The following is a 26,236-nucleotide window of genomic DNA, read 5'->3' as shown; positions in this document are numbered from 1 at the left end:
TCTGCCTCAACGCCATTTGACCGCCCTGACCCGCGTGCCGCCGCCAGGGCGCGATTCCAGACTGAACTCGTCCATCAGACGCTTCACGCCCGGCAGTCCGCAACCGAGCCCCTGGCCGGTGCTGTAGCCCTCGGTCAGTGCCAGCTCCGGGTCGGCGATGCCCGGTCCTTCGTCTTCGGCCAGAAGCTCCAGCCCGATCTGATCGGCACCGGAACGGCCAGCGAGCGGACTGGCGCACAGCAGTCCGCCACCGGCGTGGGTCAGCAGATTGTTGGCGAGTTCCGAGGCCGCCGTAGCGACATGGTAGGCCGAGCTGCGCGAGAAACCCAGCCGCTCGGCCAGCAGACGCGCCTGACGGCTGGCGGCCATGACATCCGGTTCGGAGCCGATGAGCACGCGCACACCCTCGGCGGCCAATTCCCCGGCGACAGCGGTTGAGGGGGGCGGCGTTGGGACGGCGCTCATCGTGGTTTGACCAGCGCGATGGTCACACGGGTCGATCCGGGCATGGATTCGATCTGGAACTCATCGGTCAGCCGGCGCGTCCCCGGCAGTCCGGCGCCCAGTCCGCCGCTGGTGCTGTAGCCGTCGGTCAGGGCCAGATCCAGGTTGGGGATGCCCGGACCCTGGTCCTGGATCAGCACCCGGATGCGACGAGCGCGCGCGTCCGAGACATCCTCGATGAGGCAGGAACCCTCTCCGGCATACTGGATGACGTTGCGCGCCAGTTCCGAGACGGCCGTGGCCAGCCGGGTCTGATCGGCCTTGCCGAATCCAAGCCGCTCGCAGAGCGCACGTGCGGCATGACGCGCCGTGACGATGTCGAGCGTGGAGCGGATCGGCAGACATTCGGGATCGAGCGGTTCAGACATCCTCGTCCCCGACGAAGCGGGTGTCGCCACGCTTGGCGATCCGCCCCTTGAGCACCTCCAGCGCCTGGCCAAGGTTGAAGGCGCAGTCGGCGCCGAGCAGCCCGCGACCCATCTCGATCAGCGTCAGGGCGACGAACGGCTGGATGCCGCAGATGACGACCTCGGCGCCGAGCAGTCGCACCATGTTGGCCGTGTCGTTGATGACGCGCGCCATGTAGGAGTCGACCACGTCGAGCGCCGTGATGTCGATGGCCACACCCAGCGCCTCGATCGCGGCCACGCGCTCGACCAGATCGGACTGGAACTGCATGGCGTCGTTGTCGGTGAGATCGACCTGGATCGAGACCAGGAGGATGCGATCGAGTTGCAGGATGGGGATTCTCATGATGGGCGTGCCTCGTCGATCGGGGCGATGCGGCGGTCGATCAACAGCAGGGCCTCGGCGAGACCGGCGCGCAGGGTGGCGCGGCTGATGACATCGGCGAAGCGGATACCGAGCTTGGTCAGCGTCTGGGCGCCCTCGGGGCTGATGCCGGTCATCACGACCCGGCTGCCGAGCAGACGCGCCGCGTCGATGGTCTTCATCAGATGCTGGGCCACGCTGGTGTCGAGCACGGGCACGCCGGTCAGATCCAGGATGGTGACGCGCGCCTCGTGCAGGGCGATGGCCTCCAGCAGACGCTCGGTGATCTGGCGCGCGCGCTGGGTATCGATGACGCCCACCAGCGGCAGCAGCAGGATCTGACTCCAGACTCGGAGCACGGGCGTGGAGAGCTCGAGCAGCGACAGGCTCTGCTCGGCGATGAGCCGTTCACGGATGTCGACGAAGGACTTGAAGGCGAACAGCGACAGACCGTCGAACACCCGGTCCAGCCATTGCAGATCCTCGATCACCGGCGTTTGCGGATTCATGTCGATCAGGGCGCGCGCCACGAGCTGTTTGAGCGCGAGCAGGGCGCCGATGGTATCGGACGGATTGGCGAGCTGCCGGGCCTGTTCGGCGATGAGTCGGTTCAGGTGTCGCGCCAGATCGGTCTCCGGATCGACTCTGAAGTCGTTCTCGGGCGCGCCGCTGGTAAGCGTGCTGAGGAGTGCGTCGAAGAGTACCTCGCGCTGGACATCGAGACTCGGCGGATGGGGGTGATGGCGATCGAAGGTGGCAGTCAGATGCTGCAACCAGGATGCGAGAAGTTCGCCACGCCGGTCGCGCTGGAGGCGTTGGAAGGCTGTATTCATCAGGGAGCTGTATTCCTTGCCGAAGCGAGCAGATCGCCCGGCCACGTTGCGCGGTTCACCGCATGTATGACTGCCATGTTAGACCATTGTGCCGGAGTGCGTATCTGGCATCCGACTCCGATCGCCGGTGCGCCCCGGCGATCAGAACAGCTCGATGCTGGGCGGTCCGGCGCTGGCCGAGGTGCCCGAACCGATCGCCGGACGCGCGTGCCGTGACTCGTTTTCCAGATAGTCGACGTGCAGCTGACTCAGCGCGTCGGCCAGTTGCATCAGACTGTCGGAGGGGACGCCCGCCGCAACCAGCAGGTCGGCGCGCTGGCGCATGGTTGCCTGGAGCCGGGAGAGACGCTGACCGACCACGTCCTGATATTGCAGAATTCCCAACATGTCGGCGATCTGCTCGGCCAGACTGGTGTTGTGCTGGGTGACGACCGAGAACAGCGTCTTGTAGAACTGACGCATGTCTTCGTAGTTGTCGCGCAGACGATGCACGGAGGCGACCACATGGGTGGCCTGTTCGAGCTGCTGGTCCGAATCGCTGAGGAAATTGAGCTGCATGCTGCGTTCGGCCGCGCCCAGTGCCTGGTTGAGTCCGGCCTCGATGGTGTCGGCCGCGACGGTGGCACGGCTGGCCAGGGCGCGTACCTCGCCGGCGACCACGGCGAAGCCGCGTCCGGCCTCACCGGCGCGCGCGGCCTCGATGGCGGCATTGAGCGCCAGCAGATTGGTCTGCTTGCTGATGTCCTTGATCGAGGTGGCCAACCCCTCCAACTGGCCGATGTCCTTGACGATCGCCTGGATGGCGGCCATGTCGTTATGGATCTTGGCCGGCAGCTCCTGGACGAAGCGTGCTATCTCACTGATGTCGTCGACGCCATGGGTAATGTCCTGCTCCATGGCGTTGGCATCCAGGTTGGAATGACGCAGATAGTTGAGCAGGGTGCTCGCCGAATCGTTCAGGCGTGTCGCACGCTCGATGACGTCGAGCGCCGAGGTCTCGCTGTCGTGGATGGCTTCGCTGATGCGTTCATCGAATGCCTGGTCGAGTGTGGCCGTCTGCAGGAGTGCGGCGGCGCCGGCCTGATGCATCTGCTCGTTGTACTGCAACGTCGCGTCGAAACCGTCGAGCGCCTGGCTCATGGCTCCCGTGGTCCTGAAGTTGAGCCGGAACACGAACCAGCCGACCAGGAAGTTGGTGATCAGCAGGGTTCCGCCGACCAGCAGGGCTTCCAGGAGTCCCTCGTCGATGCCGTGTTGCGCAGCCTTGAAGGCGATCCGGTCGTGCGTCTGATAGACCAGGAGCGAGAGCACCAGGGTGCCGATGAGGGTCAGCGCCGCCATGATCCGGCGCAGTGCGCGCGACTGGGCCAGGGTCGCCTCGACCAGTGAATGACGCGGTTTGACGAAGGGCATCGAGACGCGATCCTCAGGCGCCCGGCAGCACTTGCTTGATGACCTTGATCAGATCGCTGCCGCCCACCGGCTTGACCAGCCAGCCGGTGGCGCCGAGCTTCTTGGCCTCGTCGCGCTTGGCCTGCTGGCTCTCGGTGGTCAGCGCCAGGATGGGCGTGAAACGCAGTCCGGGGAGGACGCGCGCATTGCGGATGAAGTCCATTCCGCCCATGTTGGGCATGTTGATGTCGGTGATGATGAGATCGGGCTTGACGCCGGACTTGAGCTTGGTGAGCGCCTGCACGCCATCGCCGGCCGTCTCGACCTTGAACCCGGCCATTTCCAGGCTGGCCTTGAGGCTCATCACCATCGTGGCCGAATCATCGACCACCAGAATCGTCTTGGACATGGATCTTGTCTTCCTGAATCAAAGCCGCCCGCAGCCAGTCGGCGAGGGCGTCGCGACTCGGCCAGGCGGCGATCTTGGGTTGGGCCGCCATCAGCACCTGGAGATTGGCGGCGTGTAGATGAGTACAGTCGGCCAGGTCGAGCCGACCGCGCGGATGCTGGATCAGCCAGTCGAGCAGACGCTCGGCGTCCTCGACGCTGAGCAGCTCCCGCACCACGAGTGTGTTGTCACGGATTTCGATCGGCATCGGACGGTCCTTCCCGGTCAGAGCAATTCACGTGGATTGAGGATCAGGAGCACTGAGCCGTCCCCGAGTAGGGCTGAGCCGGAATAGCCGGTGAGGTCGCCGAGAAAGCCGGCCAGCGGCTTGAGGATGATGTCGATCGTCTCGCGGCAGTCATCGACGATGATACCCAAGTATTCCTTTTCGATCCGCACTACGAGCACCGCCAGTTCATCGTCGTCGTTGGCGCGTTGTGGCGCGTCGAGCGCCAGCAGGTCGTTGAGCGACACCAGCGGGACCAGCCGTCCGCGCAGCACCGTGGTCAGACGTTTCTTGATGACACGGATGTCGCGCCGCGCCACCCGCACCGTCTCGGCCACGGCCTCCATGGGCACGCCGAAGCGCTGTCCGGCCGACTCGATGATCATGACGTTGGTGACGGCCATCGACAAGGGCAGCGACAGGCGCAGGCGCGTGCCCTCGCCGACACGACTGCGCAGGTCGATCGAGCCATGCACGCGCGCGATGGCGTTGCGCACCACGTCCATCCCGACGCCGCGCCCGGAGAGGTCGCTGATCTGTTCGGCGGTCGAGAAGCCGGCGGCGAAGACCAGATTGACCGCTTCCTGATCGTTGAGCCGTTCGAGCGCGGCCTCGTCGATGATCCCTTTTTCATACGCCTTGCGCCGGATCACCTCGGGGTCGATGCCGCGACCGTCGTCGCTGATCTCGATCAGGACGCGGTCGGACTCCTGACGGGCGCTGATGGTCAGACGACCCTCGGGCGGCTTGCCGGCGGCACGTCGTTCGGCGGGCGACTCCAGGCCATGGTCGAGACTGTTGCGCACGATATGGATGAGCGGATCAGCGAGCGCCTCGATGATGTTCTTGTCGGCCTCGGTCGACTCGCCCTCCATGATCAGATGGACTTCCTTGCCGAGCTTGTGCGCCGTGTCGCGCACCAGACGCGGGAAGCGCTGGAAGACGAAGGACACCGGCAGCATCCGCACCTGCATGATGGCGTCCTGCATCTCCTCGGCGATGCGGTTGATGACGCCGTACTGGGTCTTGATCTCGCGCGCGAGTTCGCGCACGCCGTACAGATTCTCGGCGCGCGCGGCCAGATAGGGCAGGGCGTTCTTGGCCACCACCATCTCGCCGATCAGGTTCATGAGCCGGTCGATCTTGGCCTGATCGACCTTGAGCGTGCGCAGGTTGGCGAGCTGGTCCTCGGCGCGGCGGCCGAACTTGGGCGGTTCGTCGGATGCGGTCGCTGTGGCCTGTGACGTGCCTGCCGGATGCGACGGCGCGGGCGCCACGATCGCCTCGCGCACCGGCCTGGCGCTCGCTTCGGTCGCGGCGGGCCTGGCCTCGGGCCAGGTCTGATGATCGAGCCAGCGCAGCAGATAGGTGCCCGAGTCGGTGGCGAGCGCCGCTTCCAGGGCCTTCTCCAGTCCGCTCGTCGCCGGATCTCGGCCCAGACTGGTCAGGATCGCCGCCAGGGTTGCGCCCACGGCGCGCAGGCGTCCGCCGAGCCAGAGCGGGCTGTCGCCCAGGGTGAGGATCTCGCGCTGGGCGTCCAGGGCCAGACGGATGGATTCGAGCGCTTCGGGGCTGAGATCGGCCCAGGGTGGCTCGGATGCAGTGGAATCGGTTTCGGGCGTGGTCGATGCGCCAGCGGTACCGGCCTCCAGCATCGCCGCCGACAGCGGCTGGATCTCGATCTGATCCGGTACATAACGGAAATGTTCGGCGAGCGTCGCGGCGTCCGTGCTCAGGATCAGCTCGAAGTCCAGCACGCAGCGATAGGCGTCAAGTTCGGCCAGCGGCGGCCAGTCCTCGCGCGCGCTGACCCGTCGCCAGATCGGTTCGGGAAGCTGGGTGAGCTGGAACAAGGGATCCTCGCCCTTGAAGAAGCACTCTTCCTCGGGACGATAGCGCAGCCGGCACAGCGATTCGCCGGAGGCGAGACGCTTGGTGAGATCGTCGCGCACGGACTCCGGCAGGTCGCCCAGCCGACCGCTCGCTTCCGAAGCAGAGTTTGCACCGGCACCGTTCGAGGTCGAAGCGGCTTCAGACCGATCGCCGGAGGCCGACGACCGAACGCTCTCGGCCATCAGGGCGCGCAACGCTTCGCCGAGCCGCACCGCCTCCCGAGCATGACCGCTGGTGCTCGGCGGCTGACCGTCCTCGCCCGCCTCGGCGATCTCGTCGATCAGGAGCGAGACGAAGTCCATCGCCTCCAGCAGGTGATCGGCCAGCTCGCGGCTGAATGCGACCCGCCCGTCGCGTACCGCGTCCATCAAGTCCTCGGCCGCATGCAGCACGCGCGTCATCTCGGGGATGTCGAACAGCCCCGAGTTGCCCTTGAGCGTGTGCACCAGCCGGAACAGCTCGACCATCAGCGCCTCCTGCTCGGACGCGGACGCGCGCTCGAGTTCGAGCAGCTTGGCGCCGATGGCTTCGAGGAAGTCGCGTCCCTCGGTCAGGAACTGGTTCAGCAAGGGACTCATGACGGCTGTCTCGCGCCGAGCAGGGTCTGAACGTGTGCGAGCAGTTGTGCCGGTTTGGTCGGCTTGATCAGATAGAGATTGGCCCCGCAGGCATAGGCGAGACGCTGATCGTTGTCCTCGGCCTCGGTCGAGACCATGATCGCCGGCGCCTGCGGGATGTCCTTGGCGCGCAGCTCGCGCAGGAATCCATAGCCGTCGAGCTTGGGCATGTTGATGTCGACCAGATAGAGGTCGAACGGTCCCTCGACGACCCGCTCCAGCGCCTCCAGTCCATTGACCGCCTCGCTGACCTCAAAGCCGGCCGACTCCAGGATGCCACGGTGATAGAGCCGCACCGTGGCCGCATCGTCGATGACCAGGATCCGTTTCATCGCGCCTCCCAGGGTTTCTGATAGACGATGGCCTCGGGGAACTTGCGCACCTGGAACAGCGACGAGATCCGGCTCATGGATTCCGAATGTCCGAGACAGATGAATCCGCCCGGATTGAGCGCGTCATAGAAGGACTCGGCGGTGCGCTTGCGCGAGAGATCGTCGAAATAGATCAATAGATTGCGGCAGAAGATGACATCGAAATGGCGATGCAGCCGCATGTCGGCCGGGTCCGTGACATTGGCACGGGTGAACTGCACCGCCTCGCGCAGGCTGTCGTCGATCTGGTAGAACTCGCCGACCCGGACGAAATATTTCTTCAGCAGCGGCGCCGGCAGATGCTGCACGGCGCGCGGACTGTAGCGCCCGCGGCGTGCCTGGGCCAGGATGTCGGTGTCGATGTCGGAAGAGATGATCTCGACATCGAGCTGGTTGATGCGCGGCCAGTGTTCGAGCAGATAGATGGCGATGCCATAGGGTTCCTCGCCCGAGGACGAGGGTACCGACCAGATGCGCAGCGGCTTGGAATCCGTCGCGCGCCGCGCCACCAGATCCTCCAGCATCGATTTGACCAGACACTCGAACTGATATTCCTCGCGAAAGAAGTAGGTCTCGTTGACCGTCATCGCGTTGATGAGCGACTGGAGCTCCTCGCCCGAGGCCTGGAAGCGCAGCGTGGTGAAATAGGCGCGGAAGGTCTCGCTGCCGGTTGCCTCCATGCGGTCGAGCAGGCGCTTGTCGACGAAATAGCGTTTGCTGTCCTCGAACAGGATGCCGGTCTTGCGATAGAAGAATTCGCGGAATTTCTGAAAGTCCTCGTCGCTGATCTGGCGCGGCTCGGTCATGGTGGCGTCAGCCCGCGCTGATCCGTTTGAGCGCCAGATCGGCGGCGAATTGGATGTAGGGCTCGTCGGCGAAGCGCTGCTTGAGCGCAAGCAGGGCCGGTTTGGCGCGCTCCGATCCGACCTCGCCGAGCAGATCGACCGCCGTGGCGCAGACGTTGACATGGGCATCCTGGGTGATGACGCGGATCAGCCAGTCCTCGACCTGAGGATGGCGCAGGGACTCGAGCACATCGACGGCGAAGATGCGTACATCGGGGTCCAGGTCTTCGAGCAAGCGCCCCATCCAGGGCGCAACCTCGTCGGGCAGTTGCTTCATGGCTTCGATGGCCGCGTTGCGCAGCATGGCATCCTCACTGCGCAGACACTCGGTCAACCCCGCGACCGCGATCTCGTCGCCGATCAGGGTGAGACTGGTCAGGATCACGGCGGTCACGCTCGGCTCGGTCTCGATGCTCAGCCGCTCGACCAGCGCGCGCGAGGACTCGGGATATTGCGCCAGATCGCGCGCCGCCCAGCGCCGGGCCAGCGGATCGTCGTCGGCGAGCGCGGTCAGCAGACCCGGCAGGTCGCGCGGCAGACGGCGCTCGTCTTCGCTGGCGGTCGGGGCGTCGTGTGATTTCTTCAGTCCCATGCGGTCATGACTCCTGGCTAGGAACGCTCGACCCAGATCTGGATCTGATCGGCGATACGCTCGGCCGGCAGCACCAGATTGGCCCCGCCGCGCTCGATCAGCTCCGCCGGCATCCCGAAGACCACGGCGGTCTCCTCAGACTCGGCAATGGTGCGCGCGCCGCGTTTTTTCAATTCGGCGAAGGCATCGGCCCCATCGTGCCCCATGCCGGTGAGCATTACGGCGATGACGTTGGCCGGATCGCAGTGCTCCAGGGCCGAGCGCCCGAGCAGCTCGACCGAGGGGTGCCAGAGAACATCCGGATTCTCGGGCCGGGGCAGGGCGGTCAGCTTGCCGACACGCCGCGCCAGCACCATGTCCGCGCCGCCCTTGCCGATGTAGATGTGACCCGGCTCCACCGGGGTGGGCCGGCTGACCTCGGAGACCTCCAGCGCGCACAACCCATTCATGCGCTCGGCGAAGGGTTTGGTGAAGCTCGGCGGCATGTGCTGGGCGACCAGAACCGGCCAGGGAAACTCGGCCGGCAGCAGCGGCAGGATGTCTTCCAAGGTTCGCGGTCCGCCGGTCGAGACCCCGATCAGGACCACGCCATCGCCGCGCGTACCGGCGCGGCGGATGGTCGGACGCCTTGGCTCGACCTGGATTCTGGGGCGGCTCGGCGATACGCCGCTGCGAATGCGCGCCGCCAGCCCGCGCGCGGTCTTGAGCCGTGCCCGCGCGGCCGCGCGCACCTTGGCGATGACCTCGGCCTCGATCTCGACCATCGACAGCGAGATGGTGCCGCCCGGCTTGGGGATATAGTCGACCGCGCCGAGATTGAGCGCCTCCAGCGTGGCCATGGCTCCCTTCTCGGTGAGCGAGGAGACCATGACCACGGGCACCGGACGCTGGGCCATCAGCAGCGAGAGCGCGGTCAGACCGTCCATCTCGGGCATGTTGATGTCGAGCGTGACGACGTCCGGCTCAAAGGTCAGATTCTCCTCGACCGCTTCGCGTCCGTTGCGCGCGAGACGGATCTCGAAGTCACCCTCGGCCTGGAAGATGGCGTTGAGCTGGCGGCGCATCAGCGCCGAGTCGTCGACGATCAGCAGTTTGATCAAGGCGAATCAATCCTCGGTGAGCGCGGCCAGTTCCTCGCGCTGTTCGTCGGCGATCAGGCGCGACGGGTCGATGAGCTGGATCATGCGTTTGTGCTGCTCCAGATTGGCCACGCGCGCGATCAGACGCGCCTGTTCCAGCGACAGTCGCGGCGAGCGTTCGATCGATGCCTTGGGGATCTTGAGCACCTCGGCCACCGAGTCGACGATGAAGCCGGTACGCACCCCGTCGAGCAGGAACACCATGATGCGCTGACGGTCGTTGCGCGCGACCGTGGCCATGCCGAGCCGCCGGCGCTGGTCGATGACCGGCAGTACCGAGCCGCGCAGATTGATCACGCCCTCGACGAATTCCGGCGCCTTGGGCACATGGGTCAGTTCATCCGGTACGCGCACGATCTCCTGCACGCTCTCGATCGGCACGCCGAACTCTTCCTTGTCGAGCCGGAACACCACCACCTGTTCCTCGTCGTCGTTGTCCTCGTCGCTCGCGTCGGTGTCGTCGTCGAGCCGGTCGTCCTCGCGCAATTGGTCCACGTTGGTCAGGGCCTCCCGGATGGTCGAATGGCGGAACAGGTTGTCGGTCGAGATGATGGAGACCAGCCGGTGTCCGTCCTCCAGCCGGCAGATCTCGGCGATATCCGACAGGTCGCCGTGTCGCGCCAGCAGCTTGGGCATGGCGTCGACGGCGGACTTGGGCACCCGCAGCACCTCGTTGACGCTGTCGACCACCAGCCCGACGGCCATGTCGCCGAGCCGGATGACCAGGATGCGACTGCGCTCGTCGGCCGCACGCGCGTCCAGGTCGAACAGACAGCGCAGCGAGACCAGCGGCAGCAGCCGGTTGCGCAGCGTCATCACGCCCAGCACATGCGCCTCGGAACGCGGCACCCGCACCACCTGCTCGGGGAACTGCACGATCTCCTGCACGTTTTCGATCGGGATGGCGTATTCCTGCTCGGCGACCTCGAAGCTGACCAGTTGCAGCTCGTCGCTGCCGGCCTCGTCGTCGTGCTCGTCCTCGGACCCCAGCGCATCGAGTGTCCCGGCGGCACTGGAGCGCGCCAGATGGGCGATGGCGGCGAACTCGTTGCTGATGAGACGCTCGAAGTCGAGCACCATCACCATCGGAAAACCGCCGACCTCCTTTAGCAGCCCGGCCAGCAGTTCGGTCTTGACCGTGGTGGTCAGCGAGCCGACGTCCTCGATGCGCCCCGGCTCGACGCCGACCACGCTGCTGACCCGATCGACGACGAAGCCGAGCGGCTGGCCCAGGTCGATGACCAGGGCGCGCGTGGCGTCGTCGTCTTCGCGCTCGGGGAAGCCGAACAGCCGGCGCAGACTGATGATCGGCAGCACCTTGCCGCGCAGATTGGCCAGCCCCTCCAGCGTGGCGGGCGCCAGTGGCACCCGCACCACATCCGGCACGCGGATGATCTCCTGCACCGGGGCCATGTCGACGGCGAAGACTTCGCTGCCGCAGATGAAGATCACGAATTGACGGATGTCGCCCTCGCGCCCGGCGAGAGCGTCGTCCGCACCGGCGTCACCCGCAGACACCGCAATGGCGGGCGCGTTGGGTTCGACGTCCAGTGGCTCGACCTGTTCGTTGGTCATGGTGTTCTCCCGCTCGCTGGCGTTCGGACTCAGGCGCTCTGCAACTCATCGGCGAGCGAGGCGATCTCCTCGATGGCGGCGGCCAGCTCCTCGGCGCCCTGCGCCTGCTGCTTGGCGGCGGAGGCGGCTTCGGTGGACGCCTTCTCGGCTTCTTGAGCCGCCGCCGAGATCTGATCGACGCCGGTCTTGATCTGGGCGACGGCCGAGGCGATTTCGCTGGCGGCGGCCAGGATCTCGGCGGTGCCCTTGTCGACCACACCGATGTCGGCCTCGATGGTGTCCAGACCGGCGGTAATGGCCTTGGCCTTCTCGGCCTCGCTGGTGGCCGCAGACATGATCTCTTCCAGATCGCGACCGACTATGCCGATCTGATCCTGGACCGCCTTCACCAAGTCCTTGATGCGGTCGGCATTTTCGGCCGAGTCGTGCGCGAGGTTGCGGATGTCGGTGGCCACGACCACGAAACCCTTGCCGAACTCGCCGGCGCGCGCCGCTTCGATCGAGCCGTTGACGGCGAGCATGTTGGTCTGGATCGAGACCGTGGTGATGGCATCGACGATCTTGTCGATGCGCCGCGAGACCAGTTCCAGATCCTTGATCTGCCTGAGGCTGGAACGCGAGGCCGTGACCGAGTCGGCGACCCCTTCGATGAGCGATTCGACGCTCTGCTTGTTGGTGCCGAGCAGGGCGCTGATGGCCTTGACCTTTTCGCCGGCGTTCTGAGCGCGCTGTAGCGCCACTTCCAGTCCCTTCTCGATCTGGGCGATGGCGGCGGCGGATTCCTCGGTGGCCGAGGCCTGGACCTGGGCACTCTTTCGAATCTGCTCGACGGCGGCCATGACCTGGGCGCCGGAGCGGTTGATCTCCTGCACCGCCGAGGACAGTTCTTCAGCGGCCGAGGCGACTTCCTCGGCGCTCTTGGCGATGTCGGTCGAGTTCTTGAGTTCCTCGGCCAGTTCGGACAGATTCTGCGCCGCCTGTTCGCACTCGGCCAGCGCCTGGGTCTGCTCGGCGACGGTCTTGGCGGTTTCCTCGGATGCGGCCGACTGCTCCTCGGCGGCGGCGGCGATCTCCTCGGTACCCTTGAGCGCCTGGAGTGCGGCGGCGCTCGACTGCTGGGCGCCGGCGGCGACATCCTGGATGCCGCGCGTGATCTCGATCACGTCGACCCGGATCTGTTCGAGCTGGGTGTTGATGGTCTTGCCGTTCTCGACCTCGCTCTTGACCTTCTCGGCCGAGTCGTTGATGCCGTCGGAGATGGTCTTGACCTCGGTCTGGATCTGGCCGACCAGATCCTGGATCTGTTTGGCGCTCTTCTCGGACGTCTCGGCCAGGGTGCGCACCTCGTCGGCGACCACCGCGAAGCCCTTGCCGTGCTTGCCGGCGCGCGCGGCCTCGATGGCCGCGTTGAGGGCGAGCAGGTTGGTCTGGTCGGCAATGCGGGCGACGGCCTTGACGATGTCGCCGATGTTGGCGGCCTGCTGTTCGAGTTCGGCGACCATCTTCACTGAGTCGGTCTGACGCTGGGCGGCGATCCCGACATTGCCGATGAGCCCGGCGACGTCATCGCTGACCCGGAGGATGAGCGCCTGCGAGGCCTCGACCTTGACCTGCGAATTCCTGGCGCTCTCGAGCTGACGCCCGAGCGCGGCATTGACCTGCTTGAAGGCGGCGAGCGACTCCTGTGCGGCGCCTGAGGCTTCCTCAGCGCCGGTGGCGATCTGATCGGCGGAGCGCTTGAGTTCTTCGGCGGCCGAGGCGGCTTCGTTGATGCCCGAGGCCAGTTGCGCCGTGGCCGAGGCCACGCGCTCGGCGGCCTGCTGCTGCTTGGCGAGCGTACGCGCGCGCTTGCGCTGGGCCTCGGCCTCGCGCGCGGTGGCGGCACTGGTGCGAGCCTCGCCGGCTGCGGCGGCGGAAGAACTGGAGGTCTTTTTCACGAGTGCCATGGCAATGTCCTTCGGTGGAGGTCGAGTGGATGGCCCTTGATATGGACGAAGCCTCGCGTGGGGCAGGCAAGGCCAGCAATCCGGCTGATCAGGATCTTAACGTCTGGGGCCCCGAGGATTCACTGATGCAGATCAGGGTTCCGTGCTGTTCGCTTTTGGGTCCGCTGAATCTTGAACCTGTATGCGTTTTTTCAAGAAGCCGGGGCGGTCGGGTGCGTCCCGGCTTCCTGGAATGGAACGCCCGAGAAGACCTCAAGACGTTTTGGAGGCGGGCAGGGGGCGGGCAACGCCGCTCTCGGCGTCGTACCACATGCAGCCGTTGCGTCCGGCGTCCTTGGCCGTGTAGAGCGCCAGATCGGCCTGAGCGACCAGGATGTAGCAGAGCTGCTCGTCGCTCGGCACCATGGCCGCGATGCCGATACTGACGCTGACCCGGCCGATGCCGGGAGCGGCGGGGTGGGGGAGGTCGAGCTGTTCGACGGCCAGCCGCAGTCGTTCGGCGACCGCGCAGGCTGACGGTCCATCGGTGTCGGTCAGCAGGATCGCGAACTCCTCGCCGCCATAGCGCGAGACCCGATCGCCATCGCGTCGCAAACCGTCGCGCAGTGTCCGCGCCACCTGGATCAGGCAGGCGTCGCCGCCCTGATGGCCGAAGTGATCGTTGTAGGCCTTGAAGTTGTCGACGTCGATCATGAGCATGGCGATCGAACGCTGCCTGTCTTTGGCCTGTCTGAAACGCTGCGCCAGATCCTGATCGAAGCGGCGACGGTTGCCGACACCCGTGAGCGGATCCTGATAGCTGCTTTCGATCAACCGTGTCGACTGGGCGCGCAGACGCCGCTCGCGGCGCAGAGCGGACGTCATGTCATGGATCTGGATCAGGCAGGCGCAGTGATCGTGACGCAGCGGACTGACATAGATGAGCTGCTGCATGCGCTGGTCGCGCTGGCGATCAGTCGGTCGATGGTAGAGCGGAAGCAGGCTCGGATTGAGGCTCGGCGCCAGCATGGATGAGAGCTTGAAGCGCAGCGTGTCCGAGATGCTGGATTCCAGGCGGCTGCCGCTCACCTCGGGGAAGAGTTCCGCGAGTTGCCGACCGGCGACATCGGCGAGTCCAAGACCGCTGTGGCGCTTCATCCAGCCATTCCAGGACACCACGCGTCCCCGGTGATCGAGCAGAATCAGTCCGATCCGCAAGCTGTCGATCAGCTGCGCGCCGAGTTCGATGTCCATCAGCGTATTCCAAGCCGATCGAGATACGCATCGAGACAATTGCGCAGATCCAGCAGCGAGCCGACGCCCAGCAGAAAGACCAGATGCCCCTGAATCAGTTGCTGACGCATGGTGAGCTGGATCTGAAGCAGGAGAAGCAGCTGCTCGGGGTCGCCGTCGGCGAAGATCGGCAACGAGTCGGTGTCGCTGAAGTAATGCTCGGGCAGACCGCCGTGCAGCTCGATGCCGAATTCGTCGGCGAGTGCGCTCATGCAGGCGTTGAGGATGACGTTGCCGATCTCGCACATCGCCTCCTGCTCGAACTCGGAGACCTCCTCCGGCGTCAGTTCGGGATCGAGCATGTTGCTGAGGATGGCGAGCGCATTGCGTTCGGGGAACAGCAGGATGGCCTTGGAGACGAACGGACCCTCGAAGTCGATCGTCACCATGCTCAGCTCTCTGAACTCCGAGCCGATCAGGGTTGCGCTCACTTCATGGGCCTGGATCAGATCGACGAAGGGCGCCGACAGTTCGATTTCGTCGCGCACCATCTGACTGAGGCTGTGCGCCGCGCGCCCCACCCCGAGGTTGAAGAGTTCACCGAGTGCGTCGCGATGTAGCTCGCTGAGTTCGGACACGGATTATTCCTCGAAGAAGGCCACCATGCGCGCCACGGACTCGGGCGTGATCGGCTTGGAGACGAAGTGCACGCCGGCCTTCTCGGCCGCCTGGCGCACATAGTCCTGGATGTTCGCGGTGCAGATGACGACCCGGATGTCGGGATTGTGGAGCCGGATGCGTCCGGCCGTCTCCAGTCCGCTCATGCCGGGCATGTTGACGTCCAGACTGACCAGCGTCGGCGGATCGCGCTCGATCATCTCCAGGGCTTCGGCTCCGCTCGCCGCCTCGGTGATGCGCCAGTCGGGACGCAGATCCGCGATCAGGCGGTTCAGCATCATGCGAGACATCCGGCTGTCGTCAACGATGAGTAGTGAGTGGTTGTGTGTGCCCATGGTTTTACAAAATACGTCGCAGTGTCTTCTTAATATAACCCAGACCAGTCGTTGGAATGGTCGCATGGTCCGCGCTGGGTGCGCCAGACGGTTTCACGCGGCGTCTGGGTTTCAGGGGGCGGGGCGGAGCCCGATCACCTCGATGTAGCCGGCCTCCAGACGCCAGCGGATGTCGAACTCCATGAGGCGCAGACCGAATTCGCGCCGCTCCGGGTAGCGGTCCATGTATCCGGGGCGCGGATCTTGTTCCAGAACCTGCATGACGAGCGTGCGCAGGGCGCGGGCGCCGTCGGGGTCGAAGCGTTCCAGGTCGGCGGCGGCCGTCGGGCTGACACGCACCTCGCGCGGATCGGCGGGCGGTGCGACGGCGAAGCCGCCGCGTGCCTCGGGGATCGCATCGGCATAGGGCACATAGGGCTTGATGTCGAGCACGGGCGTGCCGTCGAGCATGTCGACGCCGCGCAGGCGCAGGGCCAGCCCGCGCTCGTCCCGGATCAGCCCCAGATGCTCGACCGCCGAGAGTCCGATCGGATTGGGCCGATAGGGTGCGCGGCTGGCGAAGACCCCGACCGATTCACGTCCACCGAGTCGCGGCGGCCGAACCGTCGGTTTCCAGCCGGCCGTCAGACAATCCTGATGGAAGACGAACAGGATCCAGACGTGCGAGAAGCCGTCGAGTGCCTTGAAGGCTTCCTCGCGCGCGAACTCGGGCCGGAGTTCCAGCCGCGCCTCGGCGGCCGTCACCAGTCCGGGTTGACGCGGGATGCCGAACTTGTCCGTGTAGGGCGAGCGGATATGGCCGATGGGCTCGAAATGCATGATGGAATTGGAGATGCGTCGTGGCTGCCACTCGGTCGCCGGTTCGAACCATCAGGAGCCGAGCAGGAAGGCGATCAGCTCGGCGAGCTGCTGATCGGTCAGGGTGCTCTTGGGCATCTGGGAGCTGGGGATGACCGCCTGTGGATCGCGCAGATAGCGCTCGATCCAGGCGGCATCACGCTTGGCAGCGAGTCCGTCGAGCGATCCGCCGACATGGGCCATGGGGCCGGATTCGCCGTCACGGGTGTGACAGAGGTTGCACATCTGTTCGGTGTAGAGGGTTTGGCCGCGCGCGCGCATGGCCTCGTCGGCCTCAGCCGCCCGCAACCCGGTCGCCGTCATCAGCAGGCTCGCCGACAACAGGAGCATGCCGCAACGGTCGATGATCGTCTTCATGGTTTTGACTCCCCGGCGTCCGCTGGCGCCATTGGTTCGCGGACCTCGGCGGTGCCGGGGTCCGTTGCCTCAGTCGGCGAGAGACGCGCGAGCAGATCCCGATGCCCGACATGGATATGACAGGTCACGCACTGCATCCGGGCTCCCGTCTCCACGCCCGCGAAATAGGTCTGATGTCCGAAGCGCGCCTCTGGTGTCTGGTCGATCGCCCGTTCGAGGTGCTTGTGGCACGTGAGACAGCCCGAGTCATACACATAGCCCTCACGCTGTTCGAGTCGGCCGATCCAGTCCGGTTCCCGGAAGAAGGCGACCGGCTCGGCCAGCAGATCCTTGATCCCAGTCTCAGCCTTGGCGACCAGATAGACCCAGGGACTGTCGTGCGGCAGATGGCAGTCGGCGCACGCGGCACTCACCCCACCGGGGTTGTGTCCGCCATGCACGTCCAGCGCATGGGTCTCGGCGAAGGGCCGCATCGAGTGGCAGAGGCCGCAGAAGGTCTCGTCCGAGGTGGCCTGGATGACGCGCTCGGTGAGGCTCCAGGAACCGGCCATCACGACGGCCAGGATAATGGTGGCGCCAAAACCGATCAGCGGCCACTTGAGTGTTTTCATCGCAGACCCTCCGTCCGGGTCAGAGATCATAGAGACTGAGCATGATGGCCGCGCGCGTGATCTCGCCGACGACACGGCCATCCTCCATCACCGGCAGAACGCCGACATCGGCGCGGGTCATGATCCGCAGCGCCTCGCGCGTGGTGCGCTCCGGCGTGACCACGTCCAGATCGCGCCGCATCAATGCGCTGACCGGATGCTCCCAACCGGCGTCGTCCCGGACCTTGGCCAACTGTTCCTCGCCGAGCGCCCCGAGCACGCCGCCCTGGTCGTCGAGCACCAGCAAGACCGAGCGATGGCTGTCGCGCAGACGCCCGGCGGCCTCGCGCAGGCTGTCCTGGGGCGCGAGCGCGAGTCGCACCGGCGACATCAGGTCGCTCACCCGCTCGCTCTCCGGCTCGGCCTGGGCGATGAGCGCCCGCACCCGAGCGCGGGCCTCCGCGGCCGGAGCCTTGAGCACCGCCGAGCCGGCGCCCGGATGTCCGCCGCCGCCGAGCTGGCGCACCAGGGCGCCGACGTCGAACAGGCGCGGATTGCCGCGTCCGACCACCACTGTCTTGTTGGCGGTGATGGGGAAGATGCCGAAGGCCACGTCCAGCCCCTTGATCTCCTGGAATTTGCTGACGACGCGCGCGAGGTTGTTGAGTCCCTTGTCGGCGTCCTGCACACAGAGTCCCAGGTGGACGCCCTCGATCTCGAACTGTTCCGAGTCCGACAGCATCCGGTTGAAGAGTTCGAGATGACGCTCGTCGAGGGCACTGTCCAGATAGGCGGCCACCACGTTCAGGTCGGCGCCGTTCTCCAGCAGATAGGCCGTCATGCGCGCATCGCGGGCCGTGGTAGACGGGTAGGTCAGACCGCCGGTGTCGTCATAGATTCCGAGCAGGAACAGGGTGGCGTGCATCGGGGCGAAGGCGCGATCCATTTCCTGGATGCGCTCCAGGAGCAGGGTGACGGTTGCGCCGACCTCCTCGCGATGCAGCTCACCGGCCCGGATCGAGCCGGGGGCCATGTGATGATCCCAGACGATGGTCTCCAGGTCCGCCCGTTCGGCGAGCATACGCAGATCGTCGAGGCGCTCCCAACTGCCGGTGTCGGTGACGATCAGCCGCTCGACGGCCGCCGGATCGATGGCGCGGCGCGGCTTGAGCTGGAGCAGATCCCAGTGCACGGTCAGGAATTCGCGCACCGCCGGCTGGACCTGACTCGGCACCATCCGCGTTACGCCCGGATAGAGGAAGGAGGCCGCCACCATGGAGGCCAGGGCGTCGAAGTCCGAATTGACATGGGTCGTGACGATCTGCATGACGTTCCTTGGTGGATCTCAGCTCTGCAACAGCATCAGGTTCATCCCGCTGCGTCCGTAGCCTTCTTCGCTCATCAGCCAGTCGAGCGCCAGTGAGGCCAGGTCGTCGGCCGTCGGCTCCAGATCCGGGTTCAGGGTCTGGTAGAGGATCTTGAGATAGGTCCGGCACTCGGGGCAAGACTCGGCGCGAATGGCCGAGTCCGGGTTCTCGACGGTGTGATAGCCGATGGCGCGCATGTTGTCACAGTTGCTGCATTTGGTCCGCTCCAGATACCACTGCGAGGCGCACAGCGAGCAGACCAGATAGCGCAGTCCGTCGCTCGCCCCGTCCGTGCGCACCACCGAGACGCTGGGATGCGAGCCGCAGACCGGGCAGAGATGGCGCTCGGTCGGCTGGATGGCGATTCGGGATGGATCGAGCGTCCGGGCCAGCCGCGTCCACTGGACCTGGAGCACGGCGGCGAGGAGGGCCGAGGCGGCGATGTCGAGATTCGCCGGATCGAGCGTGAGCAGAGCCTCGGCCTGGGCTTCCAGCCAGTCGTCGTGGCCGGTGCGCAGGCGCTCCAGAACGGTTTGCGCCTGGGCGGGCGCCGTCGGGGCGAGCCGTTCGGCCAGGGCGCGGACCTGATCGCGCCAGCCCGGATCGCGGATCAGGCCCTGGGGCGCGAGCGGTGGGGTGCCCTGCTCGGCGCACCGTGCCGGATGGGCCGTGTCCACCGAGGCCGGGCGATCGGCCGGCATCGCGAGCGCTTCCTGCTGCCAGTCGGCGATGGCGGCGACGAAGGTCAGATAGTCGCCGAGACTGTGTCCAGGCGCGATCCGGCGCAGACGCTCGGCACGGGTCGTGAAGAGTTGAGCGTCGGGCCGCAGCAGACGCGGAATCTCGGCTGAGAAGGACTCGATCTCGCCGGGTTGCAGAATGCGGGTGGATGACATGGCTGGTCCTGGTATCAGTCTGGATGCGATCAAACGGGCCGTGACGACTAGACCTTGAATTGCCCCACCAGGGCACTGAGGTTGTGACCCAGCTCGGTCACTTCGTGCGCGGTATCGGCCGAACTTCTGGCGGCGTGCTCGGAGTGATCGGCGATGTCTGAGATATGAGTGACATTGCGATTGATCTCCTCGGCGACCGCGCCCTGTTCCTCGGCGGCGGTCGCGATCTGCGAGTTCATCGCTGTGATGGTCCCGACCGCTTCGGAGATGGCGCGCAGGCTGTCGCCCGCTCGCTGCGCGACCTCGACCGCCTGCTTGGTCTGTTCCGCGCTGAGGTTCATCATCTCGACCGTGGCCCTGGTGCCGTTCTGCAGGCGCACAGTCATGTCCTGGATCTCCAGGGTCGACTGTTGCGTGCGGCTCGCCAGGGTGCGCACCTCGTCGGCGACCACCGCGAATCCGCGTCCCTGCTCACCGGCACGCGCCGCCTCGATCGCGGCGTTCAAGGCGAGCAGGTTGGTCTGACCGGCAATGCCGCGAATCACGTCCAGCACCGAGCCGATACTGGCACTGTCGGCGGCGAGACGCTGCGCCAGCTCGGCCGCGTCGTCCGACAGTCGCGCCAGTTCACCGATACAGGTGATGGTCCCGTCCACGGTCGAGATGCCTTCCTGCACGCGCGTGTCAGCCATGTGCGCTGCCTGGGCCGCATCAGCGGCATTGCGCGCCACCTCCTGGACGGTTGCGGTCATCTGATTGATGGCGACGGCGATCTGATCGGTCCCCTGCCGTTGTCCCCGCGCCGCCGTGTTGGCCTGATTGGCGTTCTCCAGCATCTGTTCGGCAGCGGCGATCAGGCGTCCGGTGGCGGCATCGACGCTTTGGATGATGCCATGGATCTTGCCGACGAACGTGTTGAATCCAGTCGAGAGCTTGCCGACCTCGTCGGCGCTTTCCGCGACGAGACGCCGGGTCAGGTCGCCATCGCCATGGGCGATCTCGAGCAGGGCGTCGGAGGTGTGCACCAGGGGACCGCTGATGCGGCGCGAGAGCCAGACGCTCGCCACCGTGGACAGGGCGATCAGCAGACCCGCCATCAGTGCTGCCGCGAGGATCCGGGAGGTGATCTCCGCGTCGACTTCCGTGGAGATCCGGTCGATCACCTCGTCGATGTCATCGATATAGAAACCCGTTCCGACCACCCATTGCCATTTGTCCAGCGCCTCCACATAGCTCAGCTTGTCCACCAGACTGGCCGTCGAGGGCTTGTCCCATTTATATCTGTAGCTGCCCCCGCCGGCGCGCGCCGTTTCGATCAGCGACCGGATCAGGGGTTTTCCGTCCTTGTCCTGCATGTCGATGACGTTCTGGCCTTCCAGCTCGGGTTTGGGGCCGAGCACTTCGCAGGTGCCATCGTAGCGGTAGACGAAGATGTAGCCGTCCTGGCCGTAATCGAGTTGACGCAGGATCGTCCTGGCATGCTCCTGGGCGGCGGCATCGTTGGGGCCGGCCGGGTCATAGAGTGTCTTGATCGAGCTGGTGGCCAGTTGGACATAGTGCTTCAGCTGCGCCTCTTTCTCGGCCATGAGGAGTGCGCGCGTACTCTCGATGCGTTCGGCCCCCGCCTGCCGTTGGCTGGTGATCGTCTGGGTCAGGAGGACGCCGCCGACGGCGAGTATCGGAGTAATCGAAACCAGCAAGATCTTGGATCTGATCGAGAGTGTTTTCATCAGCATAATCCTGCGCCTTTTGTGCATCGATCATTGACACGGGTGGCCCGGTCTCGCTCGAACCGAGGCCGTTGACAGGAGGGACTCCAGGAGTCGGGCCGGGAGACCGGCGACCATCGAAGTCTACACGAGCGGAACGCAAAAACGAGCCACAGCCATCACCCGCGCTGTGGCTCCTGCATGTGCCGTATCCGACGGCGAGTCCCCGTCAAGGCTTGGTGACTTCCTCGTACCAGGTCCGATGATGCTGCTTGGCCCAGGCGCGGGTGACGGTGCCGTACCACATGGCGCGGATGGTGCCCGTGACCCAGATGGCGGCATACACATGCACGAAGATCAGACAGATCATGACCACGGCGGTCGCCGAATGCACCACGGCCGCCCAGCGCACCCACTCGACCGGGAAATCGAAATAGGCCCGCCAGAGGACGATCCCCGAGGGGATCAGCAGCAGCATGCAGATCAACAGCAGCCAGAACAGCAGCTTCTGCCCGCCGTTGTACTTGCCCTGTGCCGGCATCGTCTCGTCGCTGCCGTTGACCATCTCGCCGATGCGCCCGATCCATTGCCAGTCGACCCGACGCATCAGGTTGTAGCGGGTGAAGCGGATCACCATGACCACGAAGGCGAGCGCCATCACCACGCCGATGATGGGATGCAGGATGCGCGTCCAGGTGCCGCCGCCGAACAGCAGGCTGAAGGGCTGGAAGGCCGGATGGAACAGCGCCAGCCCCGACATCCCGAGCAGGATGAAGCTGATGCCGACGATCCAGTGCACGGCACGCTGGCCGGCGGTGTAGCGGACCAGATCTCGCGGGTCGCGTCTCATGCCTGTTCCTCCTCTTCGTGCTCGATCTCTTTCTCGATCTCGCGGGAGACCGCGTTCGGACCCTTGGTGACATAGTGGAAGAGACTGGCCAGACCGACCAGCGCCATGGTCGCGATCGCCAGCGGCTTGGCCGCGCCCTTCCATAGCTCGACCAGCGGACTGATGGCCGGATCCTTGGGCAGTCCGTAGAGCTCGGGCCGGTCGGCGTGCTGCAGGACGTACAGGACGTGCGTCCCGCCGACGCCGGGCGGGTCATAGAGCCCGGCCTCGGTAAACCCCCGCTCGCGCAGATCGGCCACCCGCGTCCCGGCGTAGTGGATCATCTCAGCCTTGCCGCCGAAGGTGATGGCCCCGGTCGGACAGGTCTTGACGCAGGCCGGCGCCAGCCCGACCGCGACCCGATCCGAACAGAGCGTGCACTTGTACGCCTTCTCGTCCTTCTTGGAGAGTCGCGGGATGTCGAAGGGACAGCCGGTGATGCAGTAGCCGCAGCCGATGCAGTGCTCCTGATGGAAGTCGACGATGCCGTTGCTGTAACGCACGATCGCCCCCGGCGCCGGGCACGCGGCCAGACAGCCGGGATCGGCGCAGTGCATGCAGCCGTCCTTGCGGATCAGCCACTCCAGCCGGTCGGGTTCGGGCTCGACCTCGTAGAAGCGCATCAGGGTCCAGGTGGTGTCGTTCAGATCCCTGGGGTTCTGATAGTCGCCGTGGTTGTGCCCGATCTCGCCCTGCAAGTCGTTCCACTGCATGCAGGCGACCTGACAGGCCTTGCAGCCGATGCACTTGGAGATGTCGATCAGCTTGGCCACGTCCAGCGTCTCACGCACCCCAGGCACGGCGGTGGTGGTGGCGGAACGGGCCTGGATATCGAGTGATTGCAGTGCCATGTCCGCCTCCTAGACGACGCGCTGGATCTTTTCGACGTTGACGAGGAACGATTTGAACTCCGGCGTCTGGGTGTTGGCGTCCCCCACGAAGGGCGTCAGGGTGTTGGCCAGATAGCCGTTTCGCGCCACCCCGGTGAAGCCCCAGTGGATGGGGATGCCGACCGTATGCACCGGCTGACCCTCGATGACGAAGGAGCGCAGCCGCTTGGTGACGACCGCCACCGCGACGATGAAGCCGCGCTGTGAGCGCACCCGCACCGGATCGCCCGAGCGGATGCCCAGCTCGGCCCCCAGCGCCTCGCCGATCTCGACGAACTGCTCCGGCTGCACCACGGCGTTGGACCGGCAGTGCTTGGTCCAGTAGTGGAAGTGCTCGGTGAGGCGGTAGGTGGTCGCCACATAGGGGAAGCGGTCCGGTTTGCCGAAGTTCTCCCGGTCGCCCTCGAACACCCGCGCCGCCGGATTGGACCGCGCCAGCGGGTTGTCCGGGTGCATGGGATTTTTGGCGAGCGGGGATTCGAGCGGCTCGTAATGCTCGGGGAAGGGACCATCCGCCATCATGTCGCGGGCGAAGAAGCGCGCCACGCCCTCCGGGTTCATGATGAACGGTCCCATGCCGTCGGCCGGGTTGGAGTCGGCCTTGAAGTCCGGGATGTCGGACCCGCTCCAGCGCCCGCTGAGTCCATCCCAGGCGACCAGCATCCGGCTCGGATCATAGGGCTTGCCCGCCGGATCGCAGGAGGCTCGGTTGTAGAGCACCCGGCGGTTGGCCGGCCAGGCGAAGGCCCAGTCGAGCGTCTGCCCGATCCCGTAGGGGTCGGAGTTGTCGCGTCGGGCCATGAGGTTGCCCTTCTCGCTCCAGGCCCCGGCGAAGATCCAGCAGCCGCAGGCCGTCGAGCCGTCGTCGCGCAGCTCGGCGAAGCCGTTGAGCTGCTCGCCCTTCTTGACCAGCACCTTGGTCGCGTCCTTGGGGTCGGTGACGTCCGCCAGCGCCCGGCCGCTGAACTCGCGTGCCAGCTCATCCGGTGCGGGCGAGTGCGGTTGTTTGTACCGCCAGGCGAGATTCAGGATCGGATCGGGCAGGGCGCCGCCGTCCTTGCGATACAGCTCGCGCAGCCTGAGGAAGATCCCGGCGATGATCTCCGGATCGGGGCGCGCCTCGCCCGGCGGCTTGGCCGCCTGCCAGTGCCACTGGAGCCAGCGGCCCGAGTTGACCAGCGAGCCGTCCTCCTCGGCGAAGCAGGTCGAGGGCAGCCGGAAGACCTCGGTGGCGATCTTGGTCGGATCGACGGCGTTGTACTCGCCGTGGTTCTGCCAGAACTCCGAGGTCTCGGTGGCCAGCGGATCGATGACGACCAGATACTTGAGCTTCGACAGGGCGCTGGAGACCTTGATCTTGCAGGGCGCCGAGGCGAGCGGGTTGAAGCCCTGGCAGATGTAGCCGTTCATCCGGCCGGCGTTCATGTCCTCGAACACCTGGAGGATGTCGTGGGTCTTGTCGAGCTTGGGCAGCCAGTGATAGCCCCAGTCGTTGTCGGCGGTCGCCGCGTCCCCGAACCAGGCCTTCATGGTGCTGACGAAGAACTTGGGATAGTTCTGCCAGTAGCTCATCTGACCCGGCCGCAGCGGCTTGGGTGAGCGTTTCTCCAGATAGGCCGTGAAGTCCTGTTCCTTCTCGCCCGGCAGGGTCATGTAACCCGGCAGCAGGTTCGACAGCAGGCCCAGGTCGGTCAGACCCTGGATGTTGGAGTGACCGCGCAGGGCGTTCATGCCGCCGCCCGGCTTGCCGATGTTGCCGAGCAGCAACTGCACCATGGCCCCGGTGCGGATGATCTGCGAACCCTGTGAGTGCTGGGTCCAGCCGAGCGCGTACATGATCGTCATGACGCGATCCGAGGCCGAGGTCTCGGCGATCATCTCGCACACCTTGAGGAAGGCGTCGCGCGGCGTGCCGCAGATGCTCTCGACCATCTCGGGCGTATAGCGGGCATAGTGCGCCTTCATCAATTGGTAGACGCAGCGCGGGTCTTGCAGCGTCGGATCGGTGACGACATAGCCGTCCTCGCCGAGCTGATAGCCCCAGGTCGAGCGGTCGTACTTGTGGGTCTCGGCGTCATAGCCGCTGTAGAGGCCATCCTCGAACGCGAAATCCGTCTTCACCAGGAAGCTGAAGTCGGTGTAGTTCCGCACGTACTCGTGATGGATCTTGTCGTGGCTCAGAAGATAGTTGATGAGTCCGGCGAGGAAGGCGATGTCGCTGCCGGCGCGGATCGGGGCGTAGTAATCGGCCACCGCCGCAGAGCGGGTGAAACGCGGATCGACCACGACCAGTCGGGCCTTGCGCTGGGCCTTGGCCTCCGTGACCCATTTGAAGCCGCAGGGATGGGCCTCGGCGGCATTGCCGCCCATGATGAGGACGAGATCGGCGTTTTTGATGTCGACCCAATGATTGGTCATGGCGCCACGGCCGAACGTCGGGGCAAGACTTGCCACCGTCGGGCCGTGTCAGACACGCGCTTGGTTGTCGAACGCGAGCATCCCCAGGCTACGGGCGAACTTGTGGGTCAGATAGCCGGTCTCGTTGCTGGAGGCCGAGGCGGCGAGCATCCCGGTGGTCAGCCAGCGGTTGACGGTCTGACCGGCCTCGTTGACGGCGATGAAGTTGGCGTCGCGGTCCTCCTTCATCAGTTGGGCGATGCGGGTGAAAGCCTCATCCCAGGAGATCCGCTGCCATTCGCGCGAGTTGGGCGCGCGGTATTCGGGATAGAGCAGCCGGCCCTCGCTTTGGATGAAGTCCTTGAGGCCCGCGCCCTTGGGGCAGAGCGTGCCGCGATTGACCGGATGATCCGGGTCGCCCTCGACATGGATGACCTCGGAACGGACGTTCTTGGAGCCGTCGCCGAGCGTGTAGATGAGGACGCCGCAGCCCACCGAGCAATAGGGGCAGGTGTTGCGGGTCTCGGTCGCTTGCGCCAGCTTGAAGGCGCGCACCTCGGCGAGCGCCTGATCCGGCGAGAAGCCCAGCAGCGCCAGGCTGGTGGTGCCCGCGCCGGCGGCGCAGACCTTGAAGAATTGCCGTCTGGATAGAGTCATCATCCGCTCCTTTGCTCCGGGTGGTCGATGGCGATCGCGTCGCCGTGGCGATTCGGCGATCTTCCATCAGAAATCGCTGAAACACCTTTATTCTGATATGCGAATCAATCACTTGGCCGATCATTCGATCGACGCGACACTGATAACGCAGACTGGATGAAATGTCCATTACCGCACGATCAGTGGTCGCCTTTTTCCCTTCGGATGGCTAAGATCGACCCCCATCGTTCCATTTCCACTCGGTGCCTC

General features: G+C 65.6%; 26 protein-coding genes. All 26 read right to left on the bottom strand.

Annotated features, from left to right (window positions below; genetic code table 11):
• Positions 1–6: 6 nt before the first annotated feature.
• The 26 genes from ALVIN_RS12370 to fdnG all read right to left on the bottom strand — a co-directional run bounded on the left by ALVIN_RS12370 (position 7) and on the right by fdnG (position 25,987).
• Positions 7–465, bottom strand: a complete 459-nt coding sequence (locus ALVIN_RS12370; protein WP_012971659.1) for an anti-sigma regulatory factor — start codon at positions 463–465, stop codon at positions 7–9.
• Positions 462–872: an anti-sigma regulatory factor gene (locus tag ALVIN_RS12365; RefSeq protein WP_012971658.1), complete on the bottom strand. Its 411-nt coding sequence runs from the start codon at positions 870–872 to the stop codon at positions 462–464. Before ALVIN_RS12365 ends, ALVIN_RS12370 begins: the two co-directional genes overlap by 4 nt.
• Positions 865–1,257 (bottom strand): STAS domain-containing protein, encoded by a 393-nt coding sequence (locus ALVIN_RS12360; protein WP_012971657.1) that lies wholly within the window; start codon positions 1,255–1,257, stop codon positions 865–867. The genes ALVIN_RS12365 and ALVIN_RS12360 overlap by 8 nt, the downstream gene beginning before the upstream one ends.
• Positions 1,254–2,108: an STAS domain-containing protein gene (locus ALVIN_RS12355; protein ID WP_012971656.1), complete on the bottom strand. Its 855-nt coding sequence runs from the start codon at positions 2,106–2,108 to the stop codon at positions 1,254–1,256. The genes ALVIN_RS12360 and ALVIN_RS12355 overlap by 4 nt, the downstream gene beginning before the upstream one ends.
• A gap of 141 nt (positions 2,109–2,249) precedes the next feature.
• Positions 2,250–3,005 (bottom strand): methyl-accepting chemotaxis protein, encoded by a 756-nt coding sequence (locus ALVIN_RS18330; RefSeq protein ID WP_223295305.1) that lies wholly within the window; start codon positions 3,003–3,005, stop codon positions 2,250–2,252.
• A gap of 529 nt (positions 3,006–3,534) precedes the next feature.
• Positions 3,535–3,909 (bottom strand): response regulator, encoded by a 375-nt coding sequence (locus ALVIN_RS12345; protein WP_012971654.1) that lies wholly within the window; start codon positions 3,907–3,909, stop codon positions 3,535–3,537.
• Positions 3,881–4,156, bottom strand: coding sequence for a hypothetical protein (locus ALVIN_RS12340; protein ID WP_012971653.1), 276 nt, complete (start codon positions 4,154–4,156; stop codon positions 3,881–3,883). Before ALVIN_RS12340 ends, ALVIN_RS12345 begins: the two co-directional genes overlap by 29 nt.
• Before the next feature lie 17 nt (positions 4,157–4,173).
• On the bottom strand, positions 4,174–6,645 hold the full coding sequence (locus tag ALVIN_RS12335) for a chemotaxis protein CheA (RefSeq protein WP_012971652.1): 2,472 nt from the start codon (positions 6,643–6,645) through the stop codon (positions 4,174–4,176).
• Positions 6,642–7,016: a response regulator gene (locus ALVIN_RS12330; protein ID WP_012971651.1), complete on the bottom strand. Its 375-nt coding sequence runs from the start codon at positions 7,014–7,016 to the stop codon at positions 6,642–6,644. The genes ALVIN_RS12335 and ALVIN_RS12330 overlap by 4 nt, the downstream gene beginning before the upstream one ends.
• Entirely contained in the window at positions 7,013–7,861 is an 849-nt protein-coding gene (locus ALVIN_RS12325; RefSeq protein WP_012971650.1) for a CheR family methyltransferase, read from the bottom strand. The genes ALVIN_RS12330 and ALVIN_RS12325 overlap by 4 nt, the downstream gene beginning before the upstream one ends.
• A 7-nt stretch (positions 7,862–7,868) precedes the next feature.
• The gene (locus ALVIN_RS12320) at positions 7,869–8,492 is read right to left on the bottom strand and encodes a HEAT repeat domain-containing protein (RefSeq protein WP_012971649.1); all 624 of its coding nucleotides are present in this window, start codon (positions 8,490–8,492) and stop codon (positions 7,869–7,871) included.
• Between the two features lie 17 nt (positions 8,493–8,509).
• Positions 8,510–9,592, bottom strand: coding sequence for a chemotaxis-specific protein-glutamate methyltransferase CheB (gene cheB / locus ALVIN_RS12315; protein WP_012971648.1), 1,083 nt, complete (start codon positions 9,590–9,592; stop codon positions 8,510–8,512).
• A 6-nt stretch (positions 9,593–9,598) separates the two neighbouring features.
• The gene (locus ALVIN_RS12310; protein ID WP_012971647.1) at positions 9,599–11,206 is read right to left on the bottom strand and encodes a chemotaxis protein CheW; all 1,608 of its coding nucleotides are present in this window, start codon (positions 11,204–11,206) and stop codon (positions 9,599–9,601) included.
• Between the two features lie 29 nt (positions 11,207–11,235).
• Positions 11,236–13,152: a methyl-accepting chemotaxis protein gene (locus ALVIN_RS12305; RefSeq protein ID WP_012971646.1), complete on the bottom strand. Its 1,917-nt coding sequence runs from the start codon at positions 13,150–13,152 to the stop codon at positions 11,236–11,238.
• A gap of 252 nt (positions 13,153–13,404) precedes the next feature.
• A complete protein-coding gene (locus ALVIN_RS12300; protein ID WP_012971645.1) occupies positions 13,405–14,385 on the bottom strand; it encodes a GGDEF domain-containing protein in 981 nt (326 codons plus the stop codon).
• Positions 14,385–15,002, bottom strand: coding sequence for a chemotaxis protein CheX (locus ALVIN_RS12295; protein ID WP_012971644.1), 618 nt, complete (start codon positions 15,000–15,002; stop codon positions 14,385–14,387). Before ALVIN_RS12295 ends, ALVIN_RS12300 begins: the two co-directional genes overlap by 1 nt.
• A gap of 3 nt (positions 15,003–15,005) precedes the next feature.
• Positions 15,006–15,377 carry a response regulator transcription factor gene (locus ALVIN_RS12290; protein ID WP_012971643.1) on the bottom strand — a complete coding sequence of 124 codons (372 nt, stop codon included), beginning with the start codon at positions 15,375–15,377 and terminating at the stop codon, positions 15,006–15,008.
• Positions 15,378–15,488: 111 nt separating this feature from the next.
• Positions 15,489–16,196, bottom strand: a complete 708-nt coding sequence (gene tsaA, locus ALVIN_RS12285) for a tRNA (N6-threonylcarbamoyladenosine(37)-N6)-methyltransferase TrmO (protein WP_012971642.1) — start codon at positions 16,194–16,196, stop codon at positions 15,489–15,491.
• 51 nt (positions 16,197–16,247) lie between these two features.
• Positions 16,248–16,592, bottom strand: a complete 345-nt coding sequence (locus tag ALVIN_RS12280; protein WP_012971641.1) for a c-type cytochrome — start codon at positions 16,590–16,592, stop codon at positions 16,248–16,250.
• The gene (locus ALVIN_RS12275) at positions 16,589–17,203 is read right to left on the bottom strand and encodes a cytochrome c3 family protein (protein ID WP_012971640.1); all 615 of its coding nucleotides are present in this window, start codon (positions 17,201–17,203) and stop codon (positions 16,589–16,591) included. Before ALVIN_RS12275 ends, ALVIN_RS12280 begins: the two co-directional genes overlap by 4 nt.
• A gap of 19 nt (positions 17,204–17,222) precedes the next feature.
• Positions 17,223–18,509 carry a CBS domain-containing protein gene (locus ALVIN_RS12270; RefSeq protein ID WP_012971639.1) on the bottom strand — a complete coding sequence of 429 codons (1,287 nt, stop codon included), beginning with the start codon at positions 18,507–18,509 and terminating at the stop codon, positions 17,223–17,225.
• 18 nt (positions 18,510–18,527) lie between these two features.
• Positions 18,528–19,445, bottom strand: coding sequence for a formate dehydrogenase accessory protein FdhE (fdhE, locus tag ALVIN_RS12265; protein ID WP_012971638.1), 918 nt, complete (start codon positions 19,443–19,445; stop codon positions 18,528–18,530).
• 47 nt (positions 19,446–19,492) lie between these two features.
• Positions 19,493–21,175: a methyl-accepting chemotaxis protein gene (locus ALVIN_RS12260; RefSeq protein ID WP_012971637.1), complete on the bottom strand. Its 1,683-nt coding sequence runs from the start codon at positions 21,173–21,175 to the stop codon at positions 19,493–19,495.
• 208 nt (positions 21,176–21,383) lie between these two features.
• Positions 21,384–22,004 carry a formate dehydrogenase subunit gamma gene (locus ALVIN_RS12255; protein WP_012971636.1) on the bottom strand — a complete coding sequence of 207 codons (621 nt, stop codon included), beginning with the start codon at positions 22,002–22,004 and terminating at the stop codon, positions 21,384–21,386.
• A complete protein-coding gene (gene fdxH, locus ALVIN_RS12250) occupies positions 22,001–22,894 on the bottom strand; it encodes a formate dehydrogenase subunit beta (RefSeq protein WP_012971635.1) in 894 nt (297 codons plus the stop codon). Before fdxH ends, ALVIN_RS12255 begins: the two co-directional genes overlap by 4 nt.
• Before the next feature lie 9 nt (positions 22,895–22,903).
• Positions 22,904–25,987 (bottom strand): formate dehydrogenase-N subunit alpha, encoded by a 3,084-nt coding sequence (gene fdnG / locus ALVIN_RS12245; RefSeq protein ID WP_148217510.1) that lies wholly within the window; start codon positions 25,985–25,987, stop codon positions 22,904–22,906.
• Between the last annotated feature and the right edge of the window lie 249 nt (positions 25,988–26,236).

Origin of the sequence: Allochromatium vinosum DSM 180 (genome assembly GCF_000025485.1) — a bacterium.
In the GTDB taxonomy this organism is placed as follows: Bacteria; Pseudomonadota; Gammaproteobacteria; order Chromatiales; family Chromatiaceae; genus Thermochromatium; species Thermochromatium vinosum.
This window is presented reverse-complemented; position numbering and strand designations above follow the sequence as displayed.